Source organism: Rhodococcus sp. NPDC127593, from assembly GCF_042671975.1.
Taxonomy (GTDB): Bacteria; Actinomycetota; Actinomycetes; order Mycobacteriales; family Mycobacteriaceae; genus Rhodococcus_F.
The window spans coordinates 1-26,440 of record NZ_JBHXWI010000080.1 but is presented as its reverse complement, the minus strand read 5'-3'; the positions used below and the strand labels follow the sequence as shown (position 1 = coordinate 26,440).

Genomic DNA, 26,440 nt, shown 5'->3' with positions numbered 1-26,440 from the left:
CTTCGAGTCGTTCCCGTGCGGTTCGGATCAGCGTGTCACGTCGAGTGCGTCGACGTCGACGCCTGCCGCCGGAAGCAGGTGGTAGAAAGCGCGTTCGCAGAGATCGATCATGTCCGTGCGGTCCATGGTCGGCTCGTCGAGCCACGACAGCACGATCTCTTCCATGAACGCCTGCCAGCCCGAGATCGCGGCCTCGAGTGCGGGTGTCGTCGGCACGCCGAACGCGGCCAGCGACGCGCCTATCCAGTGGGTGAACGTCCGCCGCATGCCGCGATAGATCTGCCGCATCCGCTCGTCGCCGCTACCGGCCATCCGCATGACCGCCAGGTAGATGGTGGGGCGCTCGATCACCGCGTCCGCGAATGTTTCGACGCCGGCTCGGAGTTGTCCGGACACGGGGAGTGTCGGATCGGGTGTCATCCGGCGTTGCAGCTCGGAGGCCGAGGCCTCGAGGACGGCGTTGCGAAAGCCCAGCTTGTTCTTGAAGTAGTGGAACAGCAGCGGTGGGGAGACGCCCGCCTCGGCCGCCACCTGGTCCATCGACAGGTCGTCGAACGGCACCGTCTCGAGAAGTCGGACGGCCACGTCGAGGATCTGCGCGCGCCTATCTTCGGGAGAGCGGGGTGCGGCGGCCACCTTCTGCACTCTATTGATGAACGTTCGAACCGTCCATTGACTTTTACTCAACGGGATACGTAACCTCGGGTTACACATACTGAGTGTGAGGAGCGCAACAATGTCGGATTTCGATGTCGTCGTCAATGGTGGGCTGTGGTTCGACGGAACCGGATCCGAGCCCCGGCGCCGCAATCTCGGCATTCGCGACGGCGTCGTCGTCCGCGCCTCGAATCGTCCGCTGCCCGTCGGACCCGACACCGAGATCGTCGATGCGGCAGGCAAATGGGTGGTCCCCGGGTTCGTGGACGTGCACACTCATTACGACGCCGAGGTGCTCGTCAGCCCCGGACTGCCGGAGTCGGTGCGACACGGCGTGACCACCGTCGTCCTCGGGAACTGCTCCCTTTCCACCGTGTACTCGACGCCGCGCGAGTGCGCCGACCTGTTCAGCCGGGTCGAGGCCGTGCCGCACGACTCCGTGCTCAGGATCCTGGAAGAGAACAAGATCTGGCAGAGTCCGGCGGAGTACGTCGAGGCACTCGAGTCGCTGCCGCTCGGCCCCAACATCGCCGGTTTCATCGGGCACTCCGACATCCGCACCCACGTGCTCGGCCTCGGCCGGGGCACCGACAAACGGACCAAGCCGAGTGCTCGCGAACTCGAGCGGATGGGCGCGATGCTCACCGAGGCCGTGGACGCCGGCTTCCTCGGCCTCTCCTCGATGACCAATGCGCTCGACAAGATCGACGGCGACGAATACCGTTCGCGCTCATTGCCGTCCACGTATGCGCGGTGGAAGGAGTTCCGCTTCCTCAACCGCATCCTGCGCGAGCGCGGCAAGATCCTGCAGAGCGCGCCGACGATCAACCTGCACCCCAACATCGCGGGATTCTTCGCGGAGAGTTCGGGTCTGGGACGACGCAAGCCCCTCAAGACGTCGCTGCTGTCGGGCGCGGACTCGAAGGCCTACCCTCAAATCGTGTACTTCATGCTCGCCGCGGCGCCGCTGCTGAACCGCTTCGCCAAGACCGACTTCAAGTGGCAGCACCTCCCGGTGCCGTTCACCGTCTACGCGGACGGAATCGACCTCGTGGTGTTCGAGGAGTTCGGTGCCGGCGCGGCGGCGCTGCATCTCCAGGACCAGGTGGAGCGAAATGCCTTGCTGCAGGACGAGTCCTACCGGCGTCGGTTCCGCAAGGACTACGACAACAAGTTCAGCCCCCGCATCTGGCACCGCAACTTTTACGACGCGGTGATCGTCGGATGCCCCGACGAGACGCTGATCGGCAAGACGTTCGGAGCGGTGGGCGACCTGCGTGGCGTGCACCCGGTTGACGCGTACCTCGATCTCGTCGTGAAGTACGGCACCGACCTGCGGTGGCGGACCACCATCGCCAACCATCGTCCCAAGTTCGCGAAGAAGCTCGCGGCCAGCTCCGGCGTGCAGATGGGATTCGGCGACGCGGGAGCGCACCTGCGCAACATGGCGTTCTACAACTATCCGATCCGGTTGCTGAAGAAGGTCAAGGACGCGCAGTCCGACCGCAAGCCGTTCCTGTCCGTCGAACGTGCCGTCCACCGGCTGACGGGAGAGCTGGCCGACTGGTACGGCGTCGACGCCGGCCACCTGCGTGAAGGGGACCGCGCCGATCTCGTCGTCATCGATCCGGCGGGTCTCGACGCCACGGTGGACGGATTGTTCGAGGCCGAGGTCCCCGAGTACGGCGGTCTGCGCCGGATGGTGAACCGCAGCGACGGCGCGGCGGTCGCGACGGTGATCAACGGCAGGCTCGTCTACCGCGACGGGGAGTTCACCGGCGGGTTCGGCGTCACCAAGACGGGACGGTTCCTCCGCGCCGGTGCGTCGGCCGCCGACCGCAGCGAGCGTGAGACAGCTGTCCGATGAGCGGCACGGAGCGGATCACCACGTTCACCCGTGACGGGCTCGTGTTCGACGTCCGCGACGAGGGCCCGATCGACGGCACTCCGGTGGTGCTGTTGCACGGATTTCCGCAGGACTCGCGGTCGTGGGACGCGCTGGCACCGTTGCTGCACCGGCGGGGCTTCCGCACCCTCGCGCCGGACCAGCGCGGCTATTCGGCCGGGGCCCGGCCCCGCGCCCGCTGGGCGTACCGCAGCTCGGAACTGGTCGCGGACGTCGTCGCGCTCATCGACCAGGCGGGCCTCGGGCCGGCGCATGTCGTCGGGCACGACTGGGGCGCGGCGGTGGCCTGGGGTCTCGCGGCGGAACGGCCCGACCGGGTCCGCACGCTCACGGCCCTGTCGGTGCCACACCCGGCGGCGTTCGTGCGGGCGATGCTCACCAGTCGCCAGATCCTGAAGTCCTGGTACATGTTCGCCTTCCAGCTGCCGTGGATTCCGGAGCGGGTGATCGCCTCGGACAGTTACGGCTGCCGGGCGCTGCGCGCGAGCGGCCAGTGCGCGGACGGGGCGAAGCGCGACCTGCAGCCCATGCGCGACCGGACGCGGGCCCGGGGCGCCCTCAACTGGTATCGGGCCATGCCGTTCACCGCACCCCGATCGGCCTCCCGGAAGGTCCGGGTGCCCACGCTCTTCGTGTGGAGCGACGGCGACACGGCGATCGGGCCGGTGGGACCGGAGCTGACCTCGCGCTTCGTCGACGGCCCGTACACCTACGAGGTGCTCCGCGGCGTGAGCCACTGGATCCCGGACGAGGCGGCCGAACGCGTCGACGAACTACTCGGCGACCACCTGCTCGATGAGTCGTGACGCCGATCGATCCGTCCGCGCCACGTCGCCGGTGACCAAGCGGTCGAGGAGAATTCCCCGCAGTCCGGACACCGCGACCGTCGCATTCTCGCGGGCGTCCTGAGCAGAGGTTCCGCATCGGACCATCGCATCGGCGACGGCGTCGATCAGCGTGTGGATGGCCGAGGTGGCGAAGTCGGCGAATGGGCCCCGCTGCACACTCGCCACCCCCATCACCTGCAACAGAATCTTCGTGCTGACGGACGACTCGCCCTGCGTGGTCGACGTCCACAACTCCGCGAGACCTGCACGCAGCCCGTCCCGGTCCGAAACGCCGGAGAACAGGGACGAGAACCCGGGATGCTGCGTCGCCAGCGCCTGGACCAGCAGCTCCTCCTTGGTGCCGAAGTAGTAGATGAGCATGCGGGAGCTCGTGCCTAGCTCGGCGGCGAGCGGCCGGAGCGACAGGTCCGCGAGTCCGTGTCCGGCGATGTAGCCGACGACGTCGGCGAGAAGCTGCGCGCGCTTGGCGTGGTCGAGGGGGCGGGCCATGCGGTTGACTGTAGCGGACGGTACAGGTATTCATGACGGCATGACTGTAACGACTGCTTCAGGAATGCGGAAGTTCGGGCGGCCGGTGGTGGTCACGGCGTTCGCCGCCACCACGTCGATCGCGGACGACGTCGACGGCACGTGGGAAGGGTTGTTGCGCAACCAGTCCGGCATCGGTGCGCTCGACGAGCCGTTCGTCGACGACTACGACCTTCCCGTCCGGATCGGCGGCAAACTGACGGCGCACCCGGCCGAGCATCTGTCTCGCGTGGAGCAGCGCCGCCTGTCGTTCGTCGAGCAGAGCGCGCTCGTCCTCGGTCGGCGGGCCTGGGCGAGTGTGGGCGCACCCGACGTCGACGGCGAGCGGCTCGCCGTCGCGATCGGCACCGGACTGGGCGGCGGGGACGCCCTGGTCGACGCCGTCGACGCGATGCGCGCGAACGCGTACCGCAAGGTCTCGCCGATGTCCGTTCCCATGGTCATGCCGAACGGTCCCGCCGCCACCGTCGGGCTGGAGATCGGCGCGAAGGCGGGGGTCTTCGCGCCCGTGTCCGCGTGCTCGTCCGGATCGGAGGCGATCGCGCTCGCCTGGCGGCTGATCGCCACCGGCGAGGCGGACGTGGTGGTGGCCGGCGGGGTCGAGGGGCAGATCGATGCGGTGCCCATCGCCAGTTTCGCGATGATGCGCGCGATGAGCACCCGCAACGACGAACCCGCACGGGCATCACGGCCGTTCGACCGCGACCGGGACGGTTTCGTGTTCGGTGAGGCCGGCGCGGTGCTCGTACTCGAATCCGAGGAGCACGCCCGGTCTCGCGGCGCGGAGATCCACGGCCGGATTCTGGGGGCCGGAATTACCTCGGATGCTTACCATATCGTCGCCCCCGATCCGCAGGGCGCCGGAATTGCGCGCGCCATGCGGAAGGCGCTCGACACGGCGGGACTGAGCGGCGCGGACGTCGATCACGTCAACGCCCACGCCACCTCGACGTCCATCGGCGACGCCTCCGAGGCCACCGCGATCGCCGCCGTCGCCGGACAGGCATCGGTGTACGCACCGAAATCGGCACTCGGGCATTCCATCGGCGCGGTCGGAGCCCTCGAGGCGATCCTCACCGTCCTGACGGTGCGCGAACAGATCGTCCCACCGACCCTCAACCTCGACAACCAGGACCCCGCCATCGACCTGGACGTCGTCGCCGGGTCACCCCGGCGTCAGCGCATCGACTACGCACTGAGCAATTCGATCGGTTTCGGCGGGCACAACGTCGCGCTCGCCGTCGGGCGGTACTGAATTCGCTGTCCGCTGTCGGTGAACGCCGCCGCGTCCGGGTGCGTCGTCTGGAAGACTCCGGAGGTATGGAAGCTCAGCGCAGACTGACGCTGGTGACGGCCGCTCCCGAGCAATCACGGGAGGAGCCGCTGGTGCGTGAGCTGTACGGGCGAGTGCTCCGCGAGGCGCGCCGGGACCAGGATCGGAGCCTCGAGGACGTCGCCGCCGCCGTCGGCATGTCGAAGCAGTACCTCTCCGAGATCGAACGCGGGAAGAAGGAGCCTTCGTCGGAAATGCTGCGCGCAGTGTGTGGCGCGCTCGGTCTGCCGGTGGAACACCTGCTGTTCCGGTCCGGGCGTCGGCTCGGCGCGGCGAACCGGAACCCCGCGACGAGGAGCCTGAACCGGCAGGTGCCCACGCTGCTCGCCGCGTAGCGTCTTCTGTCAGGCCGCGACGAGCGTATCGGCCAGGCCGTAGTCGATGGCCTCCTCGGCTGTGAAGATGCGGTCCCGATCGGTGTCCCGCCGCAGGCGTTCGACGGTCTGCCCGGTGTGTTTGCTGAGGATCGCCTCGGTCTGCGAACGGACCCGCATGATCTCCGCGGCCTGAAGCGCCAGGTCGGAGATCGTGCCGTTGCCCTGGGTGGACGGCTGGTGCAGCAGTGTCCGGGAGTGAGCCAGGACGTGGCGGTGTCCCTTGGTTCCGGCCGCCAGGAGCACGGCGGCAGCGGACGCGGCCTGACCCATGCAGTAGGTGGCGATGGTCGGTCGGAGGAACTGCATCGTGTCGTAGATCGCGAGCATCGCGGTCGTGGAGCCGCCGGGCGAATTGATGTACAGCCCGATCTCCTGATCGGAACTGTCCGCCTGGAGGTGAAGCAGCTGTGCCATCACGACATTGGCGACTCCGTCGTCGATCTCGGTGCCCAGGAAGACGATCCGTTCGTTCAGCAGTCGGCTGAAGATGTCGAACGACCGCTCGCCTGCCGGGGTGCGCTCGATGACGTGGGGAATGGTGTATTGGGACATGGCTTCACAATCCAATTCTCGGGGCGGTGGTGTGCGGGGCGATCTCGGCGAACGAGGACACGACGCGGTCGACGATCCCGTAGTCGCGGGCCTCGTCGGCGGTGAACCACCGGTCCCGGTCGCTGTCCTCGGCGATCTGCTCGACCGGATGCCCCGTCTCGGCGGCGAGGATCTCCTGCGACTGGCGTTTCATCCGTTCGAGGCTCTCGGCCTGGATGGCGATGTCGACGGCGGTGCCGCCGATGCCCGCCGACGGCTGGTGCATCATGATGCGGCTGTGCGCCAGACTGATCCGCTTGCCGTGGGTGCCCGAGCACAGCAGTACCTGGCCCATGCTGGCGGCGAAACCCATGGCGACGGTCACCACGTCGTTGGGTACGAGCTTCATCGTGTCGTAGATGGCCAGGCCGGCGAAGACGGATCCGCCCGGGGAATTGATGTACAGCACGATCTCGCGTTTGGGGTCGGCGGCCGCGAGCAGCACCAGTTCGGAGCAGGCCCGCTCGGCCATGGCGTCGTCCACCTCGCCAGTGAGGAGGATCGTGCGCTGGCGAAACAGTCTGTCCGCCAACAGGTCGCGGTAGTTCAGGTCGGGTAGGGCGGCTGTGGTCATGTCTCATTACTACCGCCGCGCCGGCGCCGGACCGGCGATTGTCTGCTGTGGGCAGACGACCCGCGCCGGGGAGGTTCGCAACCCCGACGACGGTGCCGCACCCACCTGGGAATGTGACGCAGATCGCGTACGTGGCGTTACTCCAGCGTCGACCGCTGTGAACTGGGCGTTCGTGATTCGAGGTGACCACGAGGAGTCCAAGGGATGAACGACTTGCCAAGGGGAGATGAACGTCAGAAACAGACCGCTCGGACAGTGGAATTGCCCGCGCGCGAGAGCGAACTCGCTGGTTAGGTTGCCCTCATGCACGTTCTGTTCGTCTGCAGCGGGAACGTCTGCCGCTCGCCGATCGCAGAGCGGCTGACGCACGCGTACGCGCTCGCCCGCGACCTGCCGCACCTCACCGCGGAGAGCGCCGGTGTCCGCGCCCTCGTGGGCTTTCCGATCGAACCCGTCGCCGCCCGCGTCATCGAAGGCCTCGGCGCGAGCGCCGACGGTTTCCGGGCGCGTCGCCTGCGGCCCGAGATGATCAAACACGCCGACCTCGTCCTCGCGATGACCGAGCAGATCCGGGATCGTTCGATGGAACTGCTGCTCGGGACGAGCCACTGCACGTTCACGCTTCGCGAGGCCCGCCGGATCGCCACCGACACCGGTGCCCGCACCGTCGCCGAACTCGCCGTCGCCCGAAGGGAGTACGGGGCGATCGACGACGCGAACATCAGCGACCCCGTCGGCCTCGGCGAGGCGGCGTTCACGCAGGTGGGAGATCGGATCGCCGCCGAACTGATACCGCTGCTCGACGCACTCGACCTCGGCAGCGGCACGAAACGGCAACCCGAACCCGAACTCGAACACGAGCCCGAGCCCGAACCGCCGCCGTCCCCGGTCGTCCACCTGCCGCTGTCGCCGAGGCCGTTGATCGCGGCGCGAGCGGCGTCGTCGATCCTCGACTATCCCGTCAGCTGGTCGCGCTGAACTGGTAGTTGGCGAATCTCTCGTCCACCTGCGCGGCCGTCAGCCCGAAGTCCTCGAGCGTGTACTTGTGCGAGGGGCGGCGGTCGCCGCTGCGACTCTCGGCGTGCATCGACTCCATCGCCGCCTGGGCAGAGGAGCTGAGATCGAGCCCGAAGTGCGTGTAGACCCCTTCGACGGTGCCGAGCGGGTCGGCCACGAAATCGTGGTAGTCGACGTCGATGAACTGAGCGGGGTCGTGCCGGGCGCGGGCCGCGGTGAACTGCTCGAGTCCACGGGCCCACAGCTCGAGCTGGCTCTCACCGATGACGGTGCCCCGGAACTTCTCCGACCACCCTTCCGTCGCCTGCTCCGCCAGGCTGCACACCGACGGGACGATCGTGCGCGGCGGCCGGTGGGTCTGGATGATCAGGGCGTCCGGATAGACGGCGAGCAACTCGTCGAGCGCGAACAGATGGCTGGGGTTCTTCAGCACCCAGCGGCGGTCCCGATCGGGAAGCCCGATCAGCTGCAGGTTCTTCTTGTGCCGCTGATAGGCGTTGGTCCAGTCCTGGCCTTCGAGCCAGCGGGAATATGTCGGGAGAGACGCCAGGCACTCGTAGGAGATCGACTTGAACGTCTGCCGCAGCAGTTGCCAGCACTCCTCGACCTCGCTCGCCGACATGTAGTGCACGCCCATGAATTCGGGGCGTTCGATGTGGTGGCGGCTGAAGCCCTCCTCGATCTTCTGGAACACGGGATTCGATTCCCAGGTCGCGCGCGGCGGCCGGGGTTGGGGCATCTCGGTCAGCCACATCTCCAGGCCCTGATGCGACGGGTCCGCGGTGAGCAGCCGGTGCAGCGCCGTCGTCCCGGTGCGGGGAAGCCCGGTGACGAAGATGGGCCGCTCGATCCGCACGTCCGCGTGCTCGGGGTTCTGCTTCCATGCCGCCTCGCTCAGCAGCCGCGCCACCAGGGCGCCGCGGAGAAACACCCGGGACACCTTGCTCCCGAGCGGGGTCAGCTGCTCGTCGACGTGATACGAGTCCAGCAGGATGCCGAGGGCCTCGGTGTAGTCGTCCACGCCGAAGTCGGTGAGGCCGGTCAGGCGGGTGGCCGAGGCGTGAAGGTCCTCGACCGTGCCGACGGTGGTGCGCTCGCTCATGATGCTCCGGTTCTCGTCGCTAGTGATGGAATTCGCCGCAGTTGACGTCGAGGCACTGGCCGGTCACGGCGCTCGCCAACGGTGAGGCCAGGAAGATCACGGCGTCGGCCACTTCCTCGGTCGTGGGGAGTCTCTTCAGATCTGTGTTCGCGGCGGTGTGTTCGTAGATCTGCTCGACGGTTGTTCCGTACTTCTCGGCCTGGTGCGTGAAGTACTGTTTCAACGTGTCTCCCCAGATATAGCCGGGAGCAACGGAATTGACGCGGATTCCCTGTGGGCCCAACTCGGTTGCGAGCGACTGTGACGTCGCGAGCAGGGCGGATTTGGCCATCTTGTAGCTGCCGTACCGTTCCTGGGAGTGCCGGAGCACCATCGAGTTGATGTTCACCACCGCCCCGTTCGCATCGGCGAGCGCGGGGGTGAACAGCTGCGTCAGCCGCAACGCCCCGAGCACGGTCAGCTCGAAACTGCTGCGGATGTGATCGAACTCGGTGCGGGCCAGCGGTTTCATCGACGGAACCGAGAACGCATTGTTGATCAGCACGTCGACTTTGCCGTACGCGTCTACGGCCGCGGACACCAGGTTCTCGGCCGATGCCTGATCGGTGATGTCGGTCGGGACGGTCACCGCGCGCCGGCCGACGGCGATGATCTCCTTGGCCACCTCGTCGAGACGCGATGCGGTGCGGGCGGCCAGCACCACGTCCGCGCCGGCGTCGGCGCAGCGGACGGCGAGGGTGCGGCCCAGCGCCGGTCCGACGCCGGAGATGACGACCACCCTGTCCTGCAGGAGTTGCGGAGTAGTCATGGCGGTCACCCCAGCATCCGGTCGGCGACCGCGGCCTGGCGTGCGGCGATGCGTTCGGCGAAGTCCTCGGGCGAGATCTTGTTGGAGTCGTAGTACGGCAGTGTCCGATGAATCTCGTCGAACTTCACGACCTCGATCCGGGGTCCGTCGTCCGGTGTCAGTTCGCGGGAGACGCGTTGCCAGCGGAACTGCAGGTAGCCGCGGAGGTGCCCGACAGTGGCGATCCAGTTGGCGACGCCGGGATTGCGTTCGCTCACGACGAGCCGGATGTGGTCGTCGGGATCCACCTGCGACTGGGCGACGTTCAGCGAGGTCTGGTGGTTGACGTAGTCGAGGGAGATGTACCACATGCTGCCCAGCTGAAAACCCTGGTAGGGCACATCGGCTTTCGGGACGGTGATGATCATGGCCTCGTCCTCGTCGAGTTCGTAGTGCCCGACGGACGAGTACTGCGTGGCGAGGCCGCCCGGTGTCAGCCGCGGTTCGGTCATCGTGTTCACCGGCAGGTTCAGATAGAACCACTCCGGGAACTGCAGCCACGTCTTGACCCGCGAGACCAGGGCTTTGCCCGCACGGGCGTAACGCTTCTCGACGGCTTCCCGCGTGAGCGGACCCGGGGCCGTACCCGTCGTATCGGCCCTGGCGATGCGGATGGTGCCGCGCCGCTGACTCCAGTCGCTGTACACCTCCCGGACCACCAGTTGCGACGAACCCGGTGCGAGGGTGAAGTAGTTGCGCCTGCCGGCACTCTCGGCGGGGCCGAACCGCACCTCGAACGAGCCGTCGGGGGCGATGTCGATCTCCCGGTCGTCGAACGCAGTGACGCTGCCGGGAACGTGTGCGGCCGTGTAGTTTCCGCTCAGCACCTGGAAGCTGAGGTCCGCTGTCGTACCGCGCCGCCCGGTGACCACGTATTCGACGTCGTCGTTGACGCGCGCGCCGAAGTACAGGGTGTCGGGGTTGTCGAGGCCCATCTTCATGTATGGGCCGGTGCCCGAGATGAACGTCGGGTGCGACTGTTCGGTGGCCCAGGCCGCGTGCGTGGTGGCGAGAATGCCGCCGGCGAGGTACTGGTAGCCCTCGAGCAGATCCTGTTCGGTGCGGATGTGGGGGGCACTCTCGATCAGTTTCTCGGCCTCGGCCATGGCGTCGGCGAATGGGTCGGTCAGCACACCGTGCTCCTCACGATGGGGTGGTACAAATATGTACCTGCGTGGTAGAACGTTGATGAACCGACAATAGAACGTGTTCTAAGGAGCGGTCAATGGGGCACGAGGACGAGGCGCCCGACCGGGCACAGGGCCGACGGTCGCCGCCCACCGAACGTGTGGTGCAGGTGCTCGACTTCCTGGTGGCGCGCAAGGAGCACCGCTTCGGGCTGTCGGAGCTGGCCCGGCAACTCGACATCAGCAAGCCCACCTGCCTGGGAATCCTCACCGAACTGGCCCGTGGCGGCTACCTCGTCCGGGATCCCGCCACGAAGGCGTACGGCCTCGGGCCCGCACTGATCGCGGCAGGCCGCGCGGCGCAGCAGGGATTCGCGGCCGGGCCGGTGGCGCGCAGGCATCTCGCCGTGCTCAGCGAGGAGTTCCGGACCACGTGCACGGCGTCGGCGGTGGTCGGCGACCGCATCGCCGTCCTGGAGTTGACGAGTCCGCCGGGCGTGCGGGCCGCCGCCAAGGTGGGGGAGATGTACCCGTTCGCGCCGCCCGTCGGCCTGATGTACGTGCTGTGGGACGGTGACGACGCGCTGCAGTCGTGGTTGCTCCGGGAGCCGACCCTGCCGGTGCGCCTCGACCGGGACCGGTTGCGCACGGTGGTGGACGAGTGCTCCCGCACCGGGTATCTCGTGGAGACTCTCACTCCGGTCGGTCAGCGCCTGCACACGCTGATGGCCGGGGTCGCTGCGCACGACCTGCCTCCGGAGTTGCGCGACGTGCTCGGTGAGATGGTGTCCAGCCTGGGGGAGCGGGTGTACCTGGACGCCGAACACGCGGATCCCGCCGCGCCGCACCCCGTCAGTCTCATCGCCGCGCCGACGTACGACGCCGAGGGCCATCAGGCGATGGTCCTGACGCTCTATGTGGGCGCCGAACTCGCGCCGTCCGAGATCGCGCGGCGGGGCAAGGCTCTCGCCGCGGCCGCGGACGCGATCACGACGGAGGTGGGCGGCCGCCGGCCGCGGTGACGAACGGGCATTGACCGCAATCTGAAACACGTTCTATTCTCGGAGGTGCAATCATTTTCGACCGGGCTGGTCCAAATATGGACCAGAGACCGGCAAGGCACTCGCGACGAGGAGTCGCCCATGACCGCACCGCCCGTGTACGAGTTGTCCCACCTCGGCGCGCTCGAAGCCGAAGCCGTGCACATCTTCCGAGAAGTGGCCGCCACGTTCGAGCGTCCGGTTCTGCTGTTCTCCGGCGGCAAGGACTCGGTGGTGATGCTCCACGTCGCCGCCAAGGCGTTCTGGCCCGCACCTCTCCCGTTCGCCGTCATGCACGTCGACACCGGTCACAACTTCGACGAGGTCATCGAGTTCCGCGACCGGACCGTCGCACGCCTCGACCTGCGGATGGTGGTGTCCAGCGTGCAGGACGACATCGACGCCGGCCGTGTCAGCGAGGAGACGGGCCCGCGGGCCAGCCGCAACCGACTCCAGACCGCGGCGCTGCTGCGCGGGATCCGGGACAACGGTTTCGACGCCATCTTCGGCGGCGCCCGCCGCGACGAGGAGAAGGCCCGCGCGAAGGAGCGGGTGTTCAGCTTCCGCGACGAGTTCGGGCAGTGGGATCCGCGGGCGCAACGTCCGGAGTTGTGGAGCCTCTACAACGGCAGGCACCGCAAGGGGGAGCACATCCGGGTGTTCCCGCTGTCCAACTGGACCGAACTCGACATCTGGCAGTACATCAGCGAGGAGAAGATCGAACTGCCGCCCCTGTACTACGCGCACCGCAGGGAGGTCGTGCCGCGCGACGGAATGCTGTTGGCGCACACCCGGTTCCTGACCCTGCTTCCCGGTGACGAGCCGTACGAGACCCTCGTCCGATTCCGGACCGTCGGCGACGCCACGTGCACGGGCTGCGTCGAATCGTCGGCAACCACCGCCGGGGCCGTGGTCACCGAGGTCGCCGCGAGCAGGCTGACCGAGCGCGGGGCCACCCGGGCCGACGACCGGATCTCCGAGGCCGGCATGGAAGACCGCAAGAAGGAAGGGTACTTCTGATGCCGCAGCTACTCCGGGTCGCGACCGCAGGCAGCGTCGACGACGGCAAGTCCACCCTCATCGGCCGGCTGCTGTACGACTCGAAGGCGATCTTCGAGGATCAGCTCGAGGCGGTCGAACGCACCAGCCGCGAACGGGGCGACGAGCACGCCAACCTGGCATTGCTCACCGACGGTCTGCGCGCCGAACGCGAGCAGGGCATCACCATCGACGTCGCGCACCGCTACTTCGCCACGCCGCACCGCAAGTTCATCATCGCGGACACGCCGGGTCACGAGCAGTACACCCGGAACATGGTGACCGGCGCGTCGACCGCCGACCTGGCCCTGATCCTCGTCGACGCCCGTAAGGGGATTCTCGAGCAGACGCGCCGTCACGCGTTCATCGCCAGCCTCCTCGGAATTCCCCACCTCGTACTGTGCGTCAACAAGATGGATCTCGTCGGGTGGTCCGAGGAACGGTTCGAGGAGATCAAGGAGGAGTTCCGGCAGTTCGCGATCAAACTCGAGGTGCACGACCTCACGTTCATCCCGGTGTCGGCACTGCGCGGCGACAACATCGCGCAACGCACCGTCAACATGCCGTGGTACGAGGGCGCGTCGCTGCTGCACTACCTCGAGCAGGTCCACGTGGCATCCGACCGCAACCTGATCGACGCGCGGTTCCCGGTGCAGTACGTCGTCCGGCCGCAGCGCCAGACCGATTCCGCGCTGCACGATTTCCGTGGGTACGCGGGCACGGTCGCCAGCGGCGTGTTCAAGCCGGGCGACGAGGTGGTGGTACTGCCGTCGGGATTCACCTCCACCGTCAGCGCCATCTGGGGTCCCGGCGGAACCCGCCTCGACGAGGCGTTCGCACCGTCGGCGGTGTGCGTGCAGCTCGCCGACCAGCTGGACGTGAGCCGTGGAGACGTGCTGTGCCGCCCCAACAACCGTCCGCTCGTCGGGCAGGAACTCGACGCCATGGTCTGCTGGTTCAGCGAACAGTCCTCGCTGGCGCCGGATGCGCGGTACACGCTGCTGCACACCACTCGCGCCACCAGGGCGTCCGTCGTGCGGCTCGACTACCGCCTCGACGTCAACACCCTGCACCGCGACGAGTCTGCACAGTCGCTCTCGCTCAACGAGATCGGCCGTATCCAGTTGAGGACGTCGCAGCCGCTGATGTTCGACCCGTACCGCCGCAACCACGTGACGGGCAGTTTCGTGCTCGTCGACGAGTCGACCCACAACACCGTCGCCGCCGGCATGATCACCGGGCCGACGCTGTCGCGTTCCAAAGTGGTGTGGCACGCCGCGGCCGTGTCGCGGGACGAACGGGCGACGCGGGGTCGCACGGTGTGGCTGACCGGACTGTCGGCGTCGGGAAAGTCGACGGTCGCGGTGGAACTCGAGCGCCGCCTGGTCGCGGCCGGGGTGCCTGCCTACCGGCTGGACGGCGACAACCTGCGTCACGGCCTGAACGCCGACCTCGGTTTCAGTGCGGAGGACCGCGCCGAGAACGTGCGCCGGGTCGGCGCCGTGGCGCAACTGCTCGCCGACTCCGGGGTGGTCGCGATCGCGTCGCTGATCAGCCCGTACCGGGCCGACCGGGACCGCGTCCGGGAGCAGCATCGTGCCGCCGGGCTCGACTTCGTCGAGGTGTTCGTCGACACGCCGGTGGAGCAGTGCGAGGCACGGGACCCGAAGGGGATGTACGCGAAAGCCCGCGCGGGGGAGATCACCGGGTTCACCGGGGTCGACGACCCGTACGAGGCCCCGGAGAACGCCGAACTCGTCCTCCGGCCCGGGGACGGCACGCCGACCGAACAAGCCGAGAGAATTATGGAATTGTTGAGACGTGATCACTGACGCACGACTCGCGGCCGACATCGCCTCCGGTGCCGGTGCCCTGCTGCTGGACATCCGCACCGCGGGACTCGGATCGGCGGACGGTCGTGAACTGGGCAGGCGGGGCGACGTCGCCGCCGACGCGTTCATCCTCGGTAAGCTCTCCGCGGAGCGACCCGACGACGCGATCCTGTCCGAGGAGTCGGCCGACGACCGGTCGCGGCTGGAGCGTTCGCGGGTGTGGATCATCGACCCGCTCGACGGTTCCAAGGAGTACGGACTGCCCGGTCACTCGGACTGGGCCGTGCACGTCGCGCTGTGGGAACGCGGTCGGGGCATCACGGCGGCAGCGGTCGCGCAACCGGCGCTGGGCGCCGTGTATGCCAGTGACGACGACAGCCACGCGGTGCATGCCGAACAGCTCCCGGCACGCCCGCGGATCGTCGTGTCCGCCAGCAGACCGCCCGACTTCGTCGACGCCGTCGCGACGGAGATCGGCGCCGAGGTCACCACCATGGGTTCGGCCGGAGCGAAGGCGATGGCCGTGCTGCGTGGAGACGTGGACGCCTACATCCACGCGGGCGGGCAGTGGGAGTGGGACTCGGCCGCACCCGTGGGCGTCGCCGCGGCCGCGGGCCTGCACTGCTCGCGAATCGACGGAACCCCGTTGGACTACAACGAGTCTCACCCCTACCTGCCCGACCTGCTGATCTGCCGGCCGGAGCTCGCGCGGCCGCTGCTCGCCGCGATCGCGACACACGCCACCGACACGGCCGACAGCGGCCGGGTCGCGATGGCCAGGGCCTACATCGATGCGCTGGTCAGCCACGACGCCACCAAGGTGCGTCTCGCGGACAACGCATGGCGGGTGGAGAACGGGCAGCACACGGGCGAAACGGGGGCCTTCATCCGGGACGAACTCGAGAACGGCCTGCAATATCAGGCCATCCAGGCCGTGCGCGAACTCTCCTTCCACGAGTGGGGCGACAACGTGGTGGCAAGGTTCGTGCTCGACCTCGGGGCCACACCCACCGAGGTTACGTCCGTTCGGATCACGGAACACTTCGACATCCCGGCCGGGGCGATCCAGTCCGTCATGGCCATCATCGAACCGTCCGCGATCGAAAGGGAGAAACGATGACCCCGGATCAACTGGTCACCCAATTCTGCGCCGAGTGGATCGAGCCCGATCCGGCGAAGATCGCGGAGTACTTCGCGGAAGACGCCGTCTACCACAACATTCCGATGGAACCCGTCATCGGGCGTGACGCGATCCGCGAGTTCGTCGCCGGATTCATCGCGGCCTTCGGCGGCATCGACTTCCGTGTGCACCGGCAGGTCACCGACGGCGGTCAGAGCCCCAACGCCGAGGAATCGAGCGGCGTGGTGATGAACGAGCGGATCGACGTGTTCACGCTCAACGGCAACGTCGTCGAACTACCCGTCGTCGGCGTCTTCGAGATCACCGACGGCAAGATCACCACCTGGCGCGACTACTTCGACATGGCACCGATCCAGGCTGCTGCCGGCGGTGGCTAGCGGCCCGATGATCGCCGTCCCGGCCGGGCAGGTCACGCTGTCGGATCGGCGAACCACCCGCAGCTGGAGCGTCGAGCTGGGTGCCTTCGAGATCGCCGTCCACCCCGTGACGCAGGGGGAGTACGCCGACGTCACCGGCGAGTGGCCGGGCACGACGCGGGGCTCGCGACTGCCGGTGGAAGGCGTGTCGTGGCGGGACGCGATCCTCTTCTGCAACACCCTGTCCGAGCGGGCCGGTCTCGCCGCCGCCTATCGGCCGGACGGCGACGACGTCCTGTGGGATACCGCCGCGGACGGGTTCCGGCTTCCCACCGAGGCCGAGTGGGAACGCGCCTGCCGGGCGGGAACGACCGGTCCGCGATACGGCGACCTCGATGCGATCGCGTGGTACCGCGAGAACTCCGGCGGCCGGCCACAGGAAGTCGGCGGCAAGGAGCCGAACGCCTGGGGTCTGCACGACACCCTGGGCAATGTGTGGGAGTGGTGCTGGGATCTGTACGACCCCGAGGTGTACGGCACGTACCGGGTACTGCGCGGCGGTGGGTGGTTCGACGAGCACTGGAGTTGCCGTGCGTCGGTGCGCCGGCGCAGTCACCCGACGTACCGGATCGACGACGTCGGATTCCGTCTCGCCCGGGGTGTATTCGCTCCTGACTAAATGTTGACGTCAGGTTCAAGTTAGCTCTACGCTGGGCTCGGGGTATGACGACGGTCACACCCGGAGAGGGCGAGTCTGCATGAGCCAGATCAACACGGTCCGCGGACCTATCGACAGCGCCGAACTCGGACGCACGTACATGCACGAGCACGTGTTCGTGCTGACGCCCGACGTGCAGCAGAACTACCCGGACGAGTGGGGGAGCGAGGACGAGCGGGTCGCCGACGCCGTCACCAAGCTGCGCGCGCTGGCGGAGCAGGGTGTCCGGACCATCGTCGACCCCACGGTCGTCGGCCTCGGCCGGTACATTCCGCGCATCCAGCGGGTCGCGGAACAGCTTCCCGAGCTGAACATCGTTGCCGCAACAGGGCTGTACACCTACGACGACGTGCCGTTCTTCTTCCACTACCGCGGTCCGGCGCTGGACGCGATGGTGGGGGCCGAGGTCCCCGACCCGATGGTGGACATGTTCGTGAAGGACATCGAAGAGGGGATCGCCGACACCGGGGTCCGCGCGGGACTGCTCAAGTGCGCGATCGACCACCAGGGTCCGACGCCCGGTGTCGAGCGGGTGATGCGGGCCGTCGCGAAGGCGCATCGGCGCACCGGCGTGCCCATCACCGTGCACACGCACCCCGGCAGCGAGGCCGGATTGCACGTCAAACGCGTGATGTGCGACGAGGAGGGGGTGCGGCCGGACCGGATCGTGCTCGGGCACAGCGGAGACAGCACCGACGTCGAGCATCTGACGAGCCTCGCCGAGGCCGGCTTCGTCCTCGGGATGGATCGGTTCGGGATCAACCTCGAGACGACGTTCGAAGCCCGCGCCGACACGCTCGTCGAGATGTGCCGCCGGGGATTCGCGGGGCAGATGGTCCTGTCGCAGGACGCCTCCTGCTACATCGACTGGATCGACCCCGACCTGATGGCCGCGCTCCCGCAGTGGCACTACCTGCACATCGAGAACGACGTGCTGCCCTATGTCCGCGAGCGGGGTGTCACCGAGAAGATGATCACCGAGATGCTGGTCGAGGTGCCTCGGCGATACTTCGAGAACGTCGAGCCCTACTGACATGTCGCGCCCGCGAATCGCACCCGCGCCACCGGTCACGGCCCGAGGCGTCCGCACCCGCGATCGTCTCGTCGCCGCGGCCCGGGTGGTGTTCGAGCGCGAGGGGTACCTCGACGCCCGTCTCGTCGACATCAGCAAGGAGGCCGGACTCTCGACCGGATCGTTCTACACCTACTTCACCAACAAGGAGGAGGTGTTCGCGGCGGTCGTCGAGGTGACGCAGAACGACCTGCTGCATCCCGGCATGGGACGGGTCGCGGACAAAGGCGACGTGCACGCGGTCGTGGAGGCGAGCATCCGCGCCTACCTGCACGCGTGCCGCCGGAATGCGCGACTGCTGGCCCTGCTCGAGCAGGTCGCGCACGTCGACCCCGCGTTCCGTGAACTGGAACGCTCGCGGGACGAGACGTTCTACCGGCGCAACGCGCGGGCGATCGCCGATCTGCAGGACCGCGGTCTCGCCGACGCGTCGCTCGATCCGATGCTGACGTCGAAGGCGTTGTCCGCCATGGTCGGAAGGATGGCCTACAGCTATTTCGTCGGACCGCCGAGCGAGCGGAGATCGCTCACGTTCGAGCAGTTGACCGCCGGACTTGCGCGGATGTGGACGAACGCGCTGCGCGTCCCCGACCGCGTGTGAGGGCCCGTCAGTAGCCGGGTGCGTGGAGGATGCGCAAAACGAGGTCGGCGTTGATGTCGCCCAGCTCCTCCGGGGTGAATTCGCCGTCGGGGCTGTACCACCGGCAGATGTCCACCGCGAGCGACATGATCGCCAGAACCGCGACGCGGGGGTCGGGGATCAGGAACACCCCCTGATCGATCCCGTTCTGCACCTCTCGAATTGCCGCGACCCGGATCTGGAGCCGGGTCTCGGCGACCACCTCGCGGTGTTCGGGGTCGAGATGCCTGCTCTCGTACTGGGCAATGCGCGCGCGGCGGAAGTTCCGGGCGTGCATGATGCTGAATTCGCGGACCAGTGCCCGGACGCGGTCGATGGGGTCGGTGAACGGCGCCACGGCCTTCAGCACCAGCGCGAGCGCGCGCTCATTCGACCGGCGGACGAGTTGGAACAGCAGATCCTCCTTGGAGGGGAAGTGCACGTACAGCGCGGAGGGGCTCATCCCGGCCATGGTGGAGATGTCCCTCGTACGGGTGGCTTCGAAACCCTTGTCGGAGAACAGTGTCGTCGCCGCCCGGAGCAGGCGTTCCTCGGATGTCGGCGGACCCGGGCTCGGCTCCTCGGTCGCGGACACGTCGTCTCGCAGTTCGGTCATCGGTGGTCCTCTCCGCCGCATCGAGCTTCGTCCGCACCGGCGGGATTCGGCAAGATCAATCCCCTCGAGTGATTGACATCACACAGCTATTCAAGCACGCTAAGCAAGCGCTCACTGACTTGAAGTTGGCGTCATGTTCTGAAAAATCTCATTCCCACATCCACACGAAGACCTATTTCGAGGAGTGATCGGATGACTACATCCGCGGTGCAGCCGAGTAAGGACGCAACCGGCGACACAGTCGTCTCGCGCAAGCGTGCGCATCGGAAACTGCTTGCGGCGGGGCTCGTCGGCAGCTCGATCGAGTGGTACGACTTCTTCCTGTACGGAACCGCTGCGGCACTGGTCTTTCCCCACGTCTTCTTCCCCGACTCGTCGGCGTTGATGGGCACCCTGCTCTCGTTCAGCACCTTCTGGGCAGGCTTCGTCGCACGCCCGCTCGGCGGCCTCGTCGCCGGTCACTTCGGGGACAAGTACGGCCGCAAGCCGGCAGTCGTCACCTGTCTGCTGTTCATGGGACTGGCGACGTTCCTCATCGGCTGCCTTCCGGGTGCCGCAACCATCGGTGTCGCAGCCCCGATCCTGCTGGTGGCGCTGCGGTTCGTTCAGGGCCTCGCGTGTGGTGGTCAATGGGGTGGGATCGTCCTGCTGCTGACCGAATCGGCGAGCCCGAAGCGCAGGGGATTCTCCGGGACCTTCGGCCAGATGGGCGTCTCCTTCGGCGTCCTGCTCGGCAACCTCGTGTTCCTCGGCGCCACTGCGGCGATCTCGAACGAGGCGTTCCTCAGCTGGGGCTGGCGGATCCCGTTCTTCGCGAGTGCACTGCTGTTCCCGGTCGTGCTCTACATCCAGACCAAGGTCGAGGACACCCCCGAATTCCGGGACCTGCAGGAGGAGGCGCAGAAGAAGAACAAGACCGTCGTCCGGGCACCGCTGACCGAAGCGATCAAGGAACACTGGCGCAAGATCCTGCTCGGCTGCGGCCTGCTCGCGGCCACCAACTCCCTGTTCTACATCTCCATTGCCGGTGTGCTCAGCTACGGCACCGCGGAACTGGGGTTGAAGCGCAACGACCTGCTGGCGATCTCGCTGCTCAGCGCCGCGCTCACGGTCGGTGTCGTGCTGTGGTCCGGGCACATGTCCGACAAGATCGGGCGCCGGCCGATGATCCTGATCGGCGCGGCGATGATCATCGTGTGGGCGTTCCCGTACTTCTGGCTGATCAACACCCGGAACCTGCTGCTGTTCTTCATCGCCGTCACGGTCGGTAGCGTCTTCCAGTCCATGACGTACGGGCCGATCGCCGCGTACATGGGTGAACTGTTCGCTCCCAGCGTCCGGTACTCGGCTGCCTCGCTCGCATACCAGCTGGCGGCGATCACGGTCAGCGGCGGCACTCCGTTCATCATGACCGCGCTGATCGCCAAGACCGGGACCACCACGTTCGTCGCCGCCTTCGTCGCACTGATGGGGCTGGTCACGTTCCTCTGCGCGTGGAAGCTCCACGAGACCAACACCGCCGAGGTCCGGAACGATCCCACCGCCGTACCCGGCGCGCAGTTCTACTAGCAATCCTGCCCATTCACGACGATGCCCACCGCCGGATCTCGGCGGTGGGCATCGTCGTAGGAGGAAGAGTTCAGCTGATCTTCAGCACGAGCTTTCCGGTGTTGGCGCCGTCGAACAGCAGATTGAGTGTGCGGCCGAAGGCCTCGACGCCCCCGGTCTCGACCTGTTCGCGGGTCACGATCTCCCCGGCGCGGATCCACTCCGACATCGCCTCCATGCCCTCGGGGAACCGGTCGAGGTAGTCGAACACGATGAACCCCGTCATCGACGCTCGGTTGACCAGCAGCGACAGGTACCGGGACGGGCCGGGCTGCGGGTCGGTGGCGTTGTATCCGGAGATCGCGCCGCACAGCGCGACCCGGGCGTTCTTGCGGAGCCGGGCCAGTGCGGCGTCGAGGATCTCGCCGCCGACGTTGTCGAAGTAGATGTCGATCCCGTCCGGTGCGGCCGCACGCAGGGCCTTCCCGACCGATTCCGACTTGTAGTCGATCGCCGCGTCGAAACCCAGATCCTCGGTCAGCCATGCGCACTTCTCCGGGCCGCCGGCGATGCCGATCACCGTGGCGCCCTTCAGCTTGGCGATCTGCCCGGCGATACTCCCGACCGCTCCCGCCGCCCCCGAGATGAGCACGGTGTCGCCCTTCTCCAGCTTGCCGACGTCGGTGAGGCCGAAGTAGGCGGTCATGCCGGGGAACCCGAGCGCGCCCAGCCACGTCGGCGCCGGGGCGAGCGACTCGTCGACGGCGAGAGCGCCGCGGCCGTCGGAGACCGCGAACTCCTGCACGCCGAACTGTCCGGAGACGAGCTGTCCTTCCGGGAACTTCGCGTTCTTCGAAGTCACCACCCGGCCGACGGCATGGGTGCGCATCACCTCACCGATCGCCACCGGCGGAACGTACGACTTCACGTCGTCGAGCCACCCGCGCATCGCGGGATCGAGGGACACGTAGTCCACCTTGACGGTGAATTCGCCGTCTGCGGGTTCGGGGATCGGTTCCGACGTGATCTCCCAGGTGGAGTCGTCGGGACGGCCGACCGGACGCTTCGCCAGTCGGACCTGCCTGTTCACGGATGTCACGGTGTTCACCTTTCGAGTACTTCTGCGGTCAGTGCGTGGTTCTTCAGTGCGGTCCGGTCGATCGACCGCTTGAGGATCTTTCCGGTCGACCCCTTCGGGAGGGAATCGACGATCGCGACGATCCGGGGAATCTTGTATGCGGACAGTCGTTCCCGCGCCCAGCTTGTCAGTTCGCCGCCGTCCAGATCGGAACCGGGGACGGTGGCCACGACCGCGGCCACTTCCTCGCCGTAGTGATCGTCGGGAACACCCACGACGGCCGCCTCGAGGATGTCGGGGTGTGTGTACAACACCTCCTCGACTTCACTCGGGTACACGTTGTAGCCGCCGCGGATGATGAGGTCCTTCACCCGGTCGACGATGCGCAGATCCCCGTCCGCATCGATCTCGCCCAGATCGCCCGTGCGCAGCCACCCGTCCGAGTCCAGGACGGCCGCGGTGTCGGACGGCCGGTTCCAGTAGCCCTTCATCACGGTCGCCCCCTTCACGAACACCTCGCCGACGGTGCCGGGAGGGCAGGCGGTGTCGTCGTGGTCCCGCACTTCGACGTCCAGCCGGGGCACCGCGCGTCCGGTGTAGCCGATCTTTCCGCCGCGGTCGATGTCGTTGAACGTGCCGAACGCGGTGGTCTCGGTGAGCCCGTACCCCTCGAGGATGGTGCACCCGAAACGGGACTCGAATTCGCGGGCCACTTCGCCCGGCAACGAGGCGCCCCCGGAGATGGCGATGCGGAGCTGCGTGAAGTCCTGCGAGTCGGCGCCGTCCGCGGCGTGCAGCATCGCGTTCCACATCGTCGGCACGCCGGCCATGATCGTGAGGCGGTCGCGTCGGAGGAGGGCGAGCATCGCGGCCGGGTCGAACCGCGCCAGCAGTGACAGCGACCCGCCGCCCGTGAACGTCGCCATCATGACCGAGGCCTGGCCGAAGACGTGGAACAGCGGCAGTCCGGTGCCCGTCCGGTCGGCACCCGAACCGCGACTGCATTCGGCGCCGATCTCACCGCCGGACAACAGGTTCCCGACCGTCAGCTCCGCGCCCTTCGGCCGCCCGGTGGTGCCCGACGTGTAGAGGATGGCGGCGGTGTCGTCGCGGTTACGCTCGGCGACGGGGGCCGGCTCGGCGTCCGGTGCCGCGGCGTCGGGTGCGAGCGTCCACACTGGGATGTCCAGCGCGGCCGCGGCGGCGCCGATCGCGGGCCCGAGTTCGTGCCACACGACGGCGAGCGCGGCGCCGGCGTCGGTGAGGACGTACTCGGTCTCGGGCCGGGTGGACATCGTGTTCACCGGGACCACGACGCACCCCGCCGCCTGAATTCCCAGATACGCGACCACGAATTCGGGCACGGAGGGTGCGGCCAGGAGGATTCTGTCGCCGGGGGACAGGCCGGCTGCGGTGAGTGCTCCCGCATACCGGGTGCTCGCGGCCTGCAACTGTCCGTAGGTCAGGGTGCTGTCCGCGCCTCGGAGTGCGATGTTGTCGGGAGTGGCGTCCGCGTGGCGGGACACCGGATCGATCACATTTGCCATGTCGTCAACCTCCGACGCGGTACAGGGTTATCCGGCCTCGACGGCATGGGCGGTTATCCGGCCTCGACGACACGGGCGACGGACTCGGACACGACCACCGGCTTGTCGGAGCCTTCGCGCTCGACGACCTGGCTCATCGTCACCTGGATGCCGCCCCCGACCTGTTCGGCGGACTGCACGGTGGCGCGCATCCGGATGCGTGAACCCACCGGCACCGGCGCGGGGAAACGGACCTTGTTGTAGCCGTAGTTCAGGCTGTGGGCGAAACCGTCGAACCGCAGCAGGGTCGCCGACAGCGCCGGTCCGAGGGACAGGCTGTACAACCCGTGCGCGATCGTGCCGCCGAGCGGGCTGGCGGCGGCACGCTCGGGATCGATGTGGATCCACTGGTGGTCGCCGGTCGCGTCGGCGAAGGCGTTGACTCGTTCCTGGGTGACGTCGTGCCAGTCGGTGGGGCCCAGCTCCTTACCGATCAACGCCGTGAGTTCGTCGAAGCTCGCGGGGCGAGCGGGCAGTGCGGTGGTGTCGGTCATCTGTCTCCCTCAATTCCGGGTGGTGCAGGGCCTGGATGTGTCACGTTGGCTGCATCGAACTTCGCAGTGTTCTCGAACTCCAACACTTGAACTTGACGACGGATTCAACTATACAAAAGAGAGACGCGAGTCACAACGCACGGCGAAGGAGAGGACACCTCGTGAAGGTTGCACAGAAGGTCGCCATCGTGACCGGCGGTGGAGGCGGTATCGGCGGGGCGATCGCAGACCGTCTCGCCGACCAGGGCGCCAAGGTGCTGGTCGCCGATCTCGACCCCAGCGCAGCCGCCGCGGTTGCGGACGGAATCAACGCACGCCACCCCGGATCAGCCGTCGCCGACGGCGCCGACGTCGCGGACACCGATCAGATCCGGCGCATCATCGAGCGCGCGGAGACCGAGTTCGGCCCGGTCGATCTCTACTTCGCCAACGCCGGCATCGCGGGAGCACCAGGCCTCGACGCCGACGACGCCGGCTGGGATCTCGCGATCGACGTCAACGTCCGCGCCCACATCCGCGCCGCCCAGGAACTCGTGCCGAAGTGGATCGAGCGGGGCGAGGGGTACTTCGTGTCGACCGCGTCCGCGGCCGGGCTCCTCACTCAGATCGGCTCGGCCACCTACGCCGTCACCAAGCACGCGGCTGTCGCGTTCTCCGAATGGCTGTCGGTCACGTACGGGGACAACGGAGTCCGGGTCAGCTGCCTCTGTCCGATGGGAGTCGAGACGAGGTTGATGCGCTCCGGCGAGAACTCGGGTGATCCACTCGGCGTCGCGGCCACCCGGGCCGTCGTCTCGGCAGGCGACGTGCTGCAGCCGGAGCAGGTCGCCGACATCGTGCTCGACGCCGTGGACCGGGAGACGTTCCTGATCCTGCCCCACGAGAGCGTCCTCGCCATGTACCGGCAGAAGGGGTCCGACTACGACCGCTGGCTCCGCGGGATGCGCCGCTACCAGAGTTCGCTGCTGGAGCACGCGTGACACCCGAGCACGCAGACCTGGTCCTCGCCGAGCGACGCGGACCGGTCCTGGTGCTGACGTTCAACCGGCCGGACAAGCTGAACGCCTGGACCGACGACCTCGAGGACCGGTACTTCACGCTGCTCGGCGACGCCGAGGACGACCCGGACGTCCGCGCGATCGTCGTGACCGGAGCCGGGCGCGGGTTCTGCGCAGGCGCCGACCTCGGACGCCTGCAGGCCGTCGGGGACGTCTCCGAAGCGGACCTCCTCCGGCCGCGCCCCCGCGACCTTCCCGCGACACTGCGTAAACCGCTGATCGGGGCGATCAACGGGGTCGCCGCCGGTCTCGGAATGGTGGAGGCACTCTACTGCGACGTCCGGTTCGCGTCGGCGTCCGCCCGGTTCACGACCGCCTTCGCCAAGCGGGGACTGATCGCCGAGTACGGCGTCGCCTGGCTGCTGCCCCGGCTCGTGGGACCCAGCCGGGCCACCGACCTGCTGCTGTCGAGCCGCATGGTCAACGTCGAGGAGGCGCTGCGCATCGGACTCGTCGACCACCTCGTGCCGGACGGTTCGGTTGTCGACGCCGCGGTCGCCTACGCCGAACAGCTGTCGACGCACTGCTCCCCGACATCGATGGCCGTCATCAAGGACCAACTCCAGAACGATGCGGACGGCACCTACGCCGAGTCCGTGGCCCGCGCGGAAGGCCTGATGTTGCAGGCGTTCCGCGGGGCCGACCTCGTCGAGGGCGTACAGAGCCACCTCGACAAGCGCACACCCACATTTCCCTCACTACCCGTCAGGAGTTCCCATGTCCCTGTTTGACATCTCGGATCGCGCCCAGCAGTTGCAGACCGATCTGCTGGAGTTCATGGATTCGCATGTGTATCCGGCGGAGGCGGTGTACGAGGAGCAGATGCGGGAGTCGGGGGATCCGCATTTCCAGCCGCCGGTGTTGGAGGAGTTGAAGGCGGAGGCGCGGCGTCGGGGGTTGTGGAATCTGTTTCATCCGCATCCGGGGACGGGTGCGGGGTTGACGAATCTCGAGTATGCGCCGTTGGCGGAGATCATGGGGCGCAGCCATATTGCGTCGGAGGCGTGCAATTGTAATGCCCCGGATACGGGGAACATGGAGGTGCTCGAGTTGTTCGGTACGGCGGAGCACAAGGAGAAGTATTTGACGCCGTTGCTGGCGGGGACGATGGCGTCGGCGTTTGCGATGACGGAGCCGGCGGTGGCGAGTTCGGATGCGACGAATGTGGAGTTGTCGATGGTCCGGGACGGTGACGAGTATGTGCTGAACGGGCGGAAGTGGTTCGCGTCGAATGCGTTGCACCGGAATTGCCGGGTGTTGATCGTGATGGGGAAGACGGATCCGTCGGCGGCGCCGCATCGGCAGCAGTCGATGATGGTGGTGCCGATCGATGCGCC

General features: G+C 67.6%; 28 protein-coding genes. 17 read left to right on the top strand and 11 right to left on the bottom strand.

The window, feature by feature from the left end; all coding sequences use genetic code 11:
• Positions 1-27: 27 nt before the first annotated feature.
• Positions 28-636, bottom strand: coding sequence for a TetR/AcrR family transcriptional regulator (locus ACFVJ3_RS43440; RefSeq protein ID WP_378457948.1), 609 nt, complete (start codon positions 634-636; stop codon positions 28-30).
• 100 nt (positions 637-736) lie between these two features.
• Between ACFVJ3_RS43440 and ACFVJ3_RS43435 the strand changes: the two genes are divergently transcribed.
• On the top strand, positions 737-2,524 hold the full coding sequence (locus tag ACFVJ3_RS43435) for an amidohydrolase family protein (protein WP_378457947.1): 1,788 nt from the start codon (positions 737-739) through the stop codon (positions 2,522-2,524).
• Positions 2,521-3,369 (top strand): alpha/beta fold hydrolase, encoded by an 849-nt coding sequence (locus tag ACFVJ3_RS43430; RefSeq protein ID WP_378457946.1) that lies wholly within the window; start codon positions 2,521-2,523, stop codon positions 3,367-3,369. Before ACFVJ3_RS43435 ends, ACFVJ3_RS43430 begins: the two co-directional genes overlap by 4 nt.
• Here the strand turns inward: ACFVJ3_RS43430 and ACFVJ3_RS43425 are convergent.
• Entirely contained in the window at positions 3,337-3,900 is a 564-nt protein-coding gene (locus tag ACFVJ3_RS43425; RefSeq protein ID WP_378457945.1) for a TetR family transcriptional regulator, read from the bottom strand. The genes ACFVJ3_RS43430 and ACFVJ3_RS43425 overlap by 33 nt on opposite strands.
• Positions 3,901-3,940: 40 nt before the next feature.
• Between ACFVJ3_RS43425 and ACFVJ3_RS43420 the strand changes: the two genes are divergently transcribed.
• The gene (locus tag ACFVJ3_RS43420) at positions 3,941-5,194 is read left to right on the top strand and encodes a KasA/KasB family beta-ketoacyl-ACP synthase (RefSeq protein WP_378457944.1); all 1,254 of its coding nucleotides are present in this window, start codon (positions 3,941-3,943) and stop codon (positions 5,192-5,194) included.
• Between the two features lie 65 nt (positions 5,195-5,259).
• Positions 5,260-5,607, top strand: coding sequence for a helix-turn-helix domain-containing protein (locus ACFVJ3_RS43415; protein WP_005568281.1), 348 nt, complete (start codon positions 5,260-5,262; stop codon positions 5,605-5,607).
• Positions 5,608-5,616: 9 nt separating this feature from the next.
• Here the strand turns inward: ACFVJ3_RS43415 and ACFVJ3_RS43410 are convergent, their stop codons facing one another.
• Both ACFVJ3_RS43410 and ACFVJ3_RS43405 read right to left on the bottom strand, forming a co-directional pair.
• Entirely contained in the window at positions 5,617-6,201 is a 585-nt protein-coding gene (locus ACFVJ3_RS43410; protein WP_005252895.1) for an ATP-dependent Clp protease proteolytic subunit, read from the bottom strand.
• A 4-nt stretch (positions 6,202-6,205) separates the two neighbouring features.
• Entirely contained in the window at positions 6,206-6,814 is a 609-nt protein-coding gene (locus ACFVJ3_RS43405) for a ClpP family protease (RefSeq protein ID WP_378457943.1), read from the bottom strand.
• 303 nt (positions 6,815-7,117) lie between these two features.
• On the opposite strand from ACFVJ3_RS43405, the gene ACFVJ3_RS43400 reads away from it, so the two are divergent.
• Complete coding sequence (locus tag ACFVJ3_RS43400) at positions 7,118-7,792, top strand: low molecular weight phosphatase family protein (RefSeq protein WP_378457942.1); 675 nt, start codon at positions 7,118-7,120, stop codon at positions 7,790-7,792.
• On the opposite strand, the gene ACFVJ3_RS43395 is transcribed toward ACFVJ3_RS43400, so the two are convergent.
• The 3 genes from ACFVJ3_RS43395 to ACFVJ3_RS43385 are packed head-to-tail and all read right to left on the bottom strand — an operon-like array spanning position 7,776 to position 10,913.
• Complete coding sequence (locus tag ACFVJ3_RS43395; protein ID WP_378457941.1) at positions 7,776-8,933, bottom strand: sulfotransferase family protein; 1,158 nt, start codon at positions 8,931-8,933, stop codon at positions 7,776-7,778. The two genes, ACFVJ3_RS43400 and ACFVJ3_RS43395, sit on opposite strands and share 17 nt — an antisense overlap.
• Positions 8,934-8,952: 19 nt before the next feature.
• Entirely contained in the window at positions 8,953-9,741 is a 789-nt protein-coding gene (locus tag ACFVJ3_RS43390) for an SDR family oxidoreductase (RefSeq protein ID WP_043778525.1), read from the bottom strand.
• A 5-nt stretch (positions 9,742-9,746) separates the two neighbouring features.
• Positions 9,747-10,913: a hypothetical protein gene (locus ACFVJ3_RS43385; protein WP_378457940.1), complete on the bottom strand. Its 1,167-nt coding sequence runs from the start codon at positions 10,911-10,913 to the stop codon at positions 9,747-9,749.
• A gap of 92 nt (positions 10,914-11,005) precedes the next feature.
• Between ACFVJ3_RS43385 and ACFVJ3_RS43380 the strand changes: the two genes are divergently transcribed.
• The 8 genes from ACFVJ3_RS43380 to ACFVJ3_RS43345 all read left to right on the top strand — a co-directional run bounded on the left by ACFVJ3_RS43380 (position 11,006) and on the right by ACFVJ3_RS43345 (position 18,705).
• The gene (locus tag ACFVJ3_RS43380) at positions 11,006-11,929 is read left to right on the top strand and encodes a helix-turn-helix domain-containing protein (protein ID WP_378457939.1); all 924 of its coding nucleotides are present in this window, start codon (positions 11,006-11,008) and stop codon (positions 11,927-11,929) included.
• 120 nt (positions 11,930-12,049) lie between these two features.
• Positions 12,050-12,967, top strand: a complete 918-nt coding sequence (gene cysD, locus ACFVJ3_RS43375) for a sulfate adenylyltransferase subunit CysD (RefSeq protein WP_378457938.1) — start codon at positions 12,050-12,052, stop codon at positions 12,965-12,967.
• Positions 12,967-14,817, top strand: a complete 1,851-nt coding sequence (cysC, locus tag ACFVJ3_RS43370; protein ID WP_378457937.1) for an adenylyl-sulfate kinase — start codon at positions 12,967-12,969, stop codon at positions 14,815-14,817. Before cysD ends, cysC begins: the two co-directional genes overlap by 1 nt.
• On the top strand, positions 14,807-15,937 hold the full coding sequence (locus ACFVJ3_RS43365; protein ID WP_378457936.1) for a 3'(2'),5'-bisphosphate nucleotidase CysQ: 1,131 nt from the start codon (positions 14,807-14,809) through the stop codon (positions 15,935-15,937). Before cysC ends, ACFVJ3_RS43365 begins: the two co-directional genes overlap by 11 nt.
• Positions 15,934-16,335, top strand: coding sequence for a nuclear transport factor 2 family protein (locus ACFVJ3_RS43360; protein ID WP_005252906.1), 402 nt, complete (start codon positions 15,934-15,936; stop codon positions 16,333-16,335). The genes ACFVJ3_RS43365 and ACFVJ3_RS43360 overlap by 4 nt, the downstream gene beginning before the upstream one ends.
• Positions 16,336-16,342: 7 nt before the next feature.
• Complete coding sequence (locus ACFVJ3_RS43355; protein WP_378457956.1) at positions 16,343-16,993, top strand: formylglycine-generating enzyme family protein; 651 nt, start codon at positions 16,343-16,345, stop codon at positions 16,991-16,993.
• Positions 16,994-17,072: 79 nt separating this feature from the next.
• The gene (locus ACFVJ3_RS43350) at positions 17,073-18,065 is read left to right on the top strand and encodes a phosphotriesterase (protein ID WP_378457935.1); all 993 of its coding nucleotides are present in this window, start codon (positions 17,073-17,075) and stop codon (positions 18,063-18,065) included.
• A 1-nt stretch (position 18,066) separates the two neighbouring features.
• A complete protein-coding gene (locus ACFVJ3_RS43345) occupies positions 18,067-18,705 on the top strand; it encodes a TetR/AcrR family transcriptional regulator (protein WP_378457934.1) in 639 nt (212 codons plus the stop codon).
• 7 nt (positions 18,706-18,712) lie between these two features.
• Here ACFVJ3_RS43345 and ACFVJ3_RS43340 read toward each other — a convergent pair whose 3' ends face one another.
• Positions 18,713-19,339, bottom strand: coding sequence for a TetR/AcrR family transcriptional regulator (locus ACFVJ3_RS43340; protein ID WP_378457933.1), 627 nt, complete (start codon positions 19,337-19,339; stop codon positions 18,713-18,715).
• A gap of 192 nt (positions 19,340-19,531) precedes the next feature.
• Between ACFVJ3_RS43340 and ACFVJ3_RS43335 the strand changes: the two genes are divergently transcribed.
• Positions 19,532-20,908, top strand: coding sequence for an MFS transporter (locus ACFVJ3_RS43335; RefSeq protein ID WP_378457932.1), 1,377 nt, complete (start codon positions 19,532-19,534; stop codon positions 20,906-20,908).
• A gap of 70 nt (positions 20,909-20,978) precedes the next feature.
• Here the strand turns inward: ACFVJ3_RS43335 and ACFVJ3_RS43330 are convergent, their stop codons facing one another.
• From ACFVJ3_RS43330 to ACFVJ3_RS43320, 3 genes are read right to left on the bottom strand one after another with little or no spacing between them, the layout of a single operon-like run.
• Positions 20,979-21,986: an NADP-dependent oxidoreductase gene (locus tag ACFVJ3_RS43330; RefSeq protein ID WP_378457931.1), complete on the bottom strand. Its 1,008-nt coding sequence runs from the start codon at positions 21,984-21,986 to the stop codon at positions 20,979-20,981.
• 5 nt (positions 21,987-21,991) lie between these two features.
• Positions 21,992-23,512 carry an AMP-binding protein gene (locus ACFVJ3_RS43325; protein WP_378457930.1) on the bottom strand — a complete coding sequence of 507 codons (1,521 nt, stop codon included), beginning with the start codon at positions 23,510-23,512 and terminating at the stop codon, positions 21,992-21,994.
• Positions 23,513-23,565: 53 nt separating this feature from the next.
• The gene (locus tag ACFVJ3_RS43320; RefSeq protein WP_378457929.1) at positions 23,566-24,045 is read right to left on the bottom strand and encodes a MaoC family dehydratase; all 480 of its coding nucleotides are present in this window, start codon (positions 24,043-24,045) and stop codon (positions 23,566-23,568) included.
• A gap of 161 nt (positions 24,046-24,206) precedes the next feature.
• Here ACFVJ3_RS43320 and ACFVJ3_RS43315 point away from each other — a divergent pair, with 161 nt between their 5' ends.
• The 3 genes from ACFVJ3_RS43315 to ACFVJ3_RS43305 form a co-directional block, all read left to right on the top strand.
• A complete protein-coding gene (locus tag ACFVJ3_RS43315; RefSeq protein WP_378457928.1) occupies positions 24,207-25,025 on the top strand; it encodes an SDR family oxidoreductase in 819 nt (272 codons plus the stop codon).
• The gene (locus ACFVJ3_RS43310; RefSeq protein WP_378457927.1) at positions 25,022-25,834 is read left to right on the top strand and encodes an enoyl-CoA hydratase-related protein; all 813 of its coding nucleotides are present in this window, start codon (positions 25,022-25,024) and stop codon (positions 25,832-25,834) included. Before ACFVJ3_RS43315 ends, ACFVJ3_RS43310 begins: the two co-directional genes overlap by 4 nt.
• A partial coding sequence (locus tag ACFVJ3_RS43305) for an acyl-CoA dehydrogenase family protein (protein ID WP_378457926.1) occupies positions 25,821-26,440 on the top strand: 620 nt, incomplete at its 3' end. The genes ACFVJ3_RS43310 and ACFVJ3_RS43305, both read left to right, overlap by 14 nt.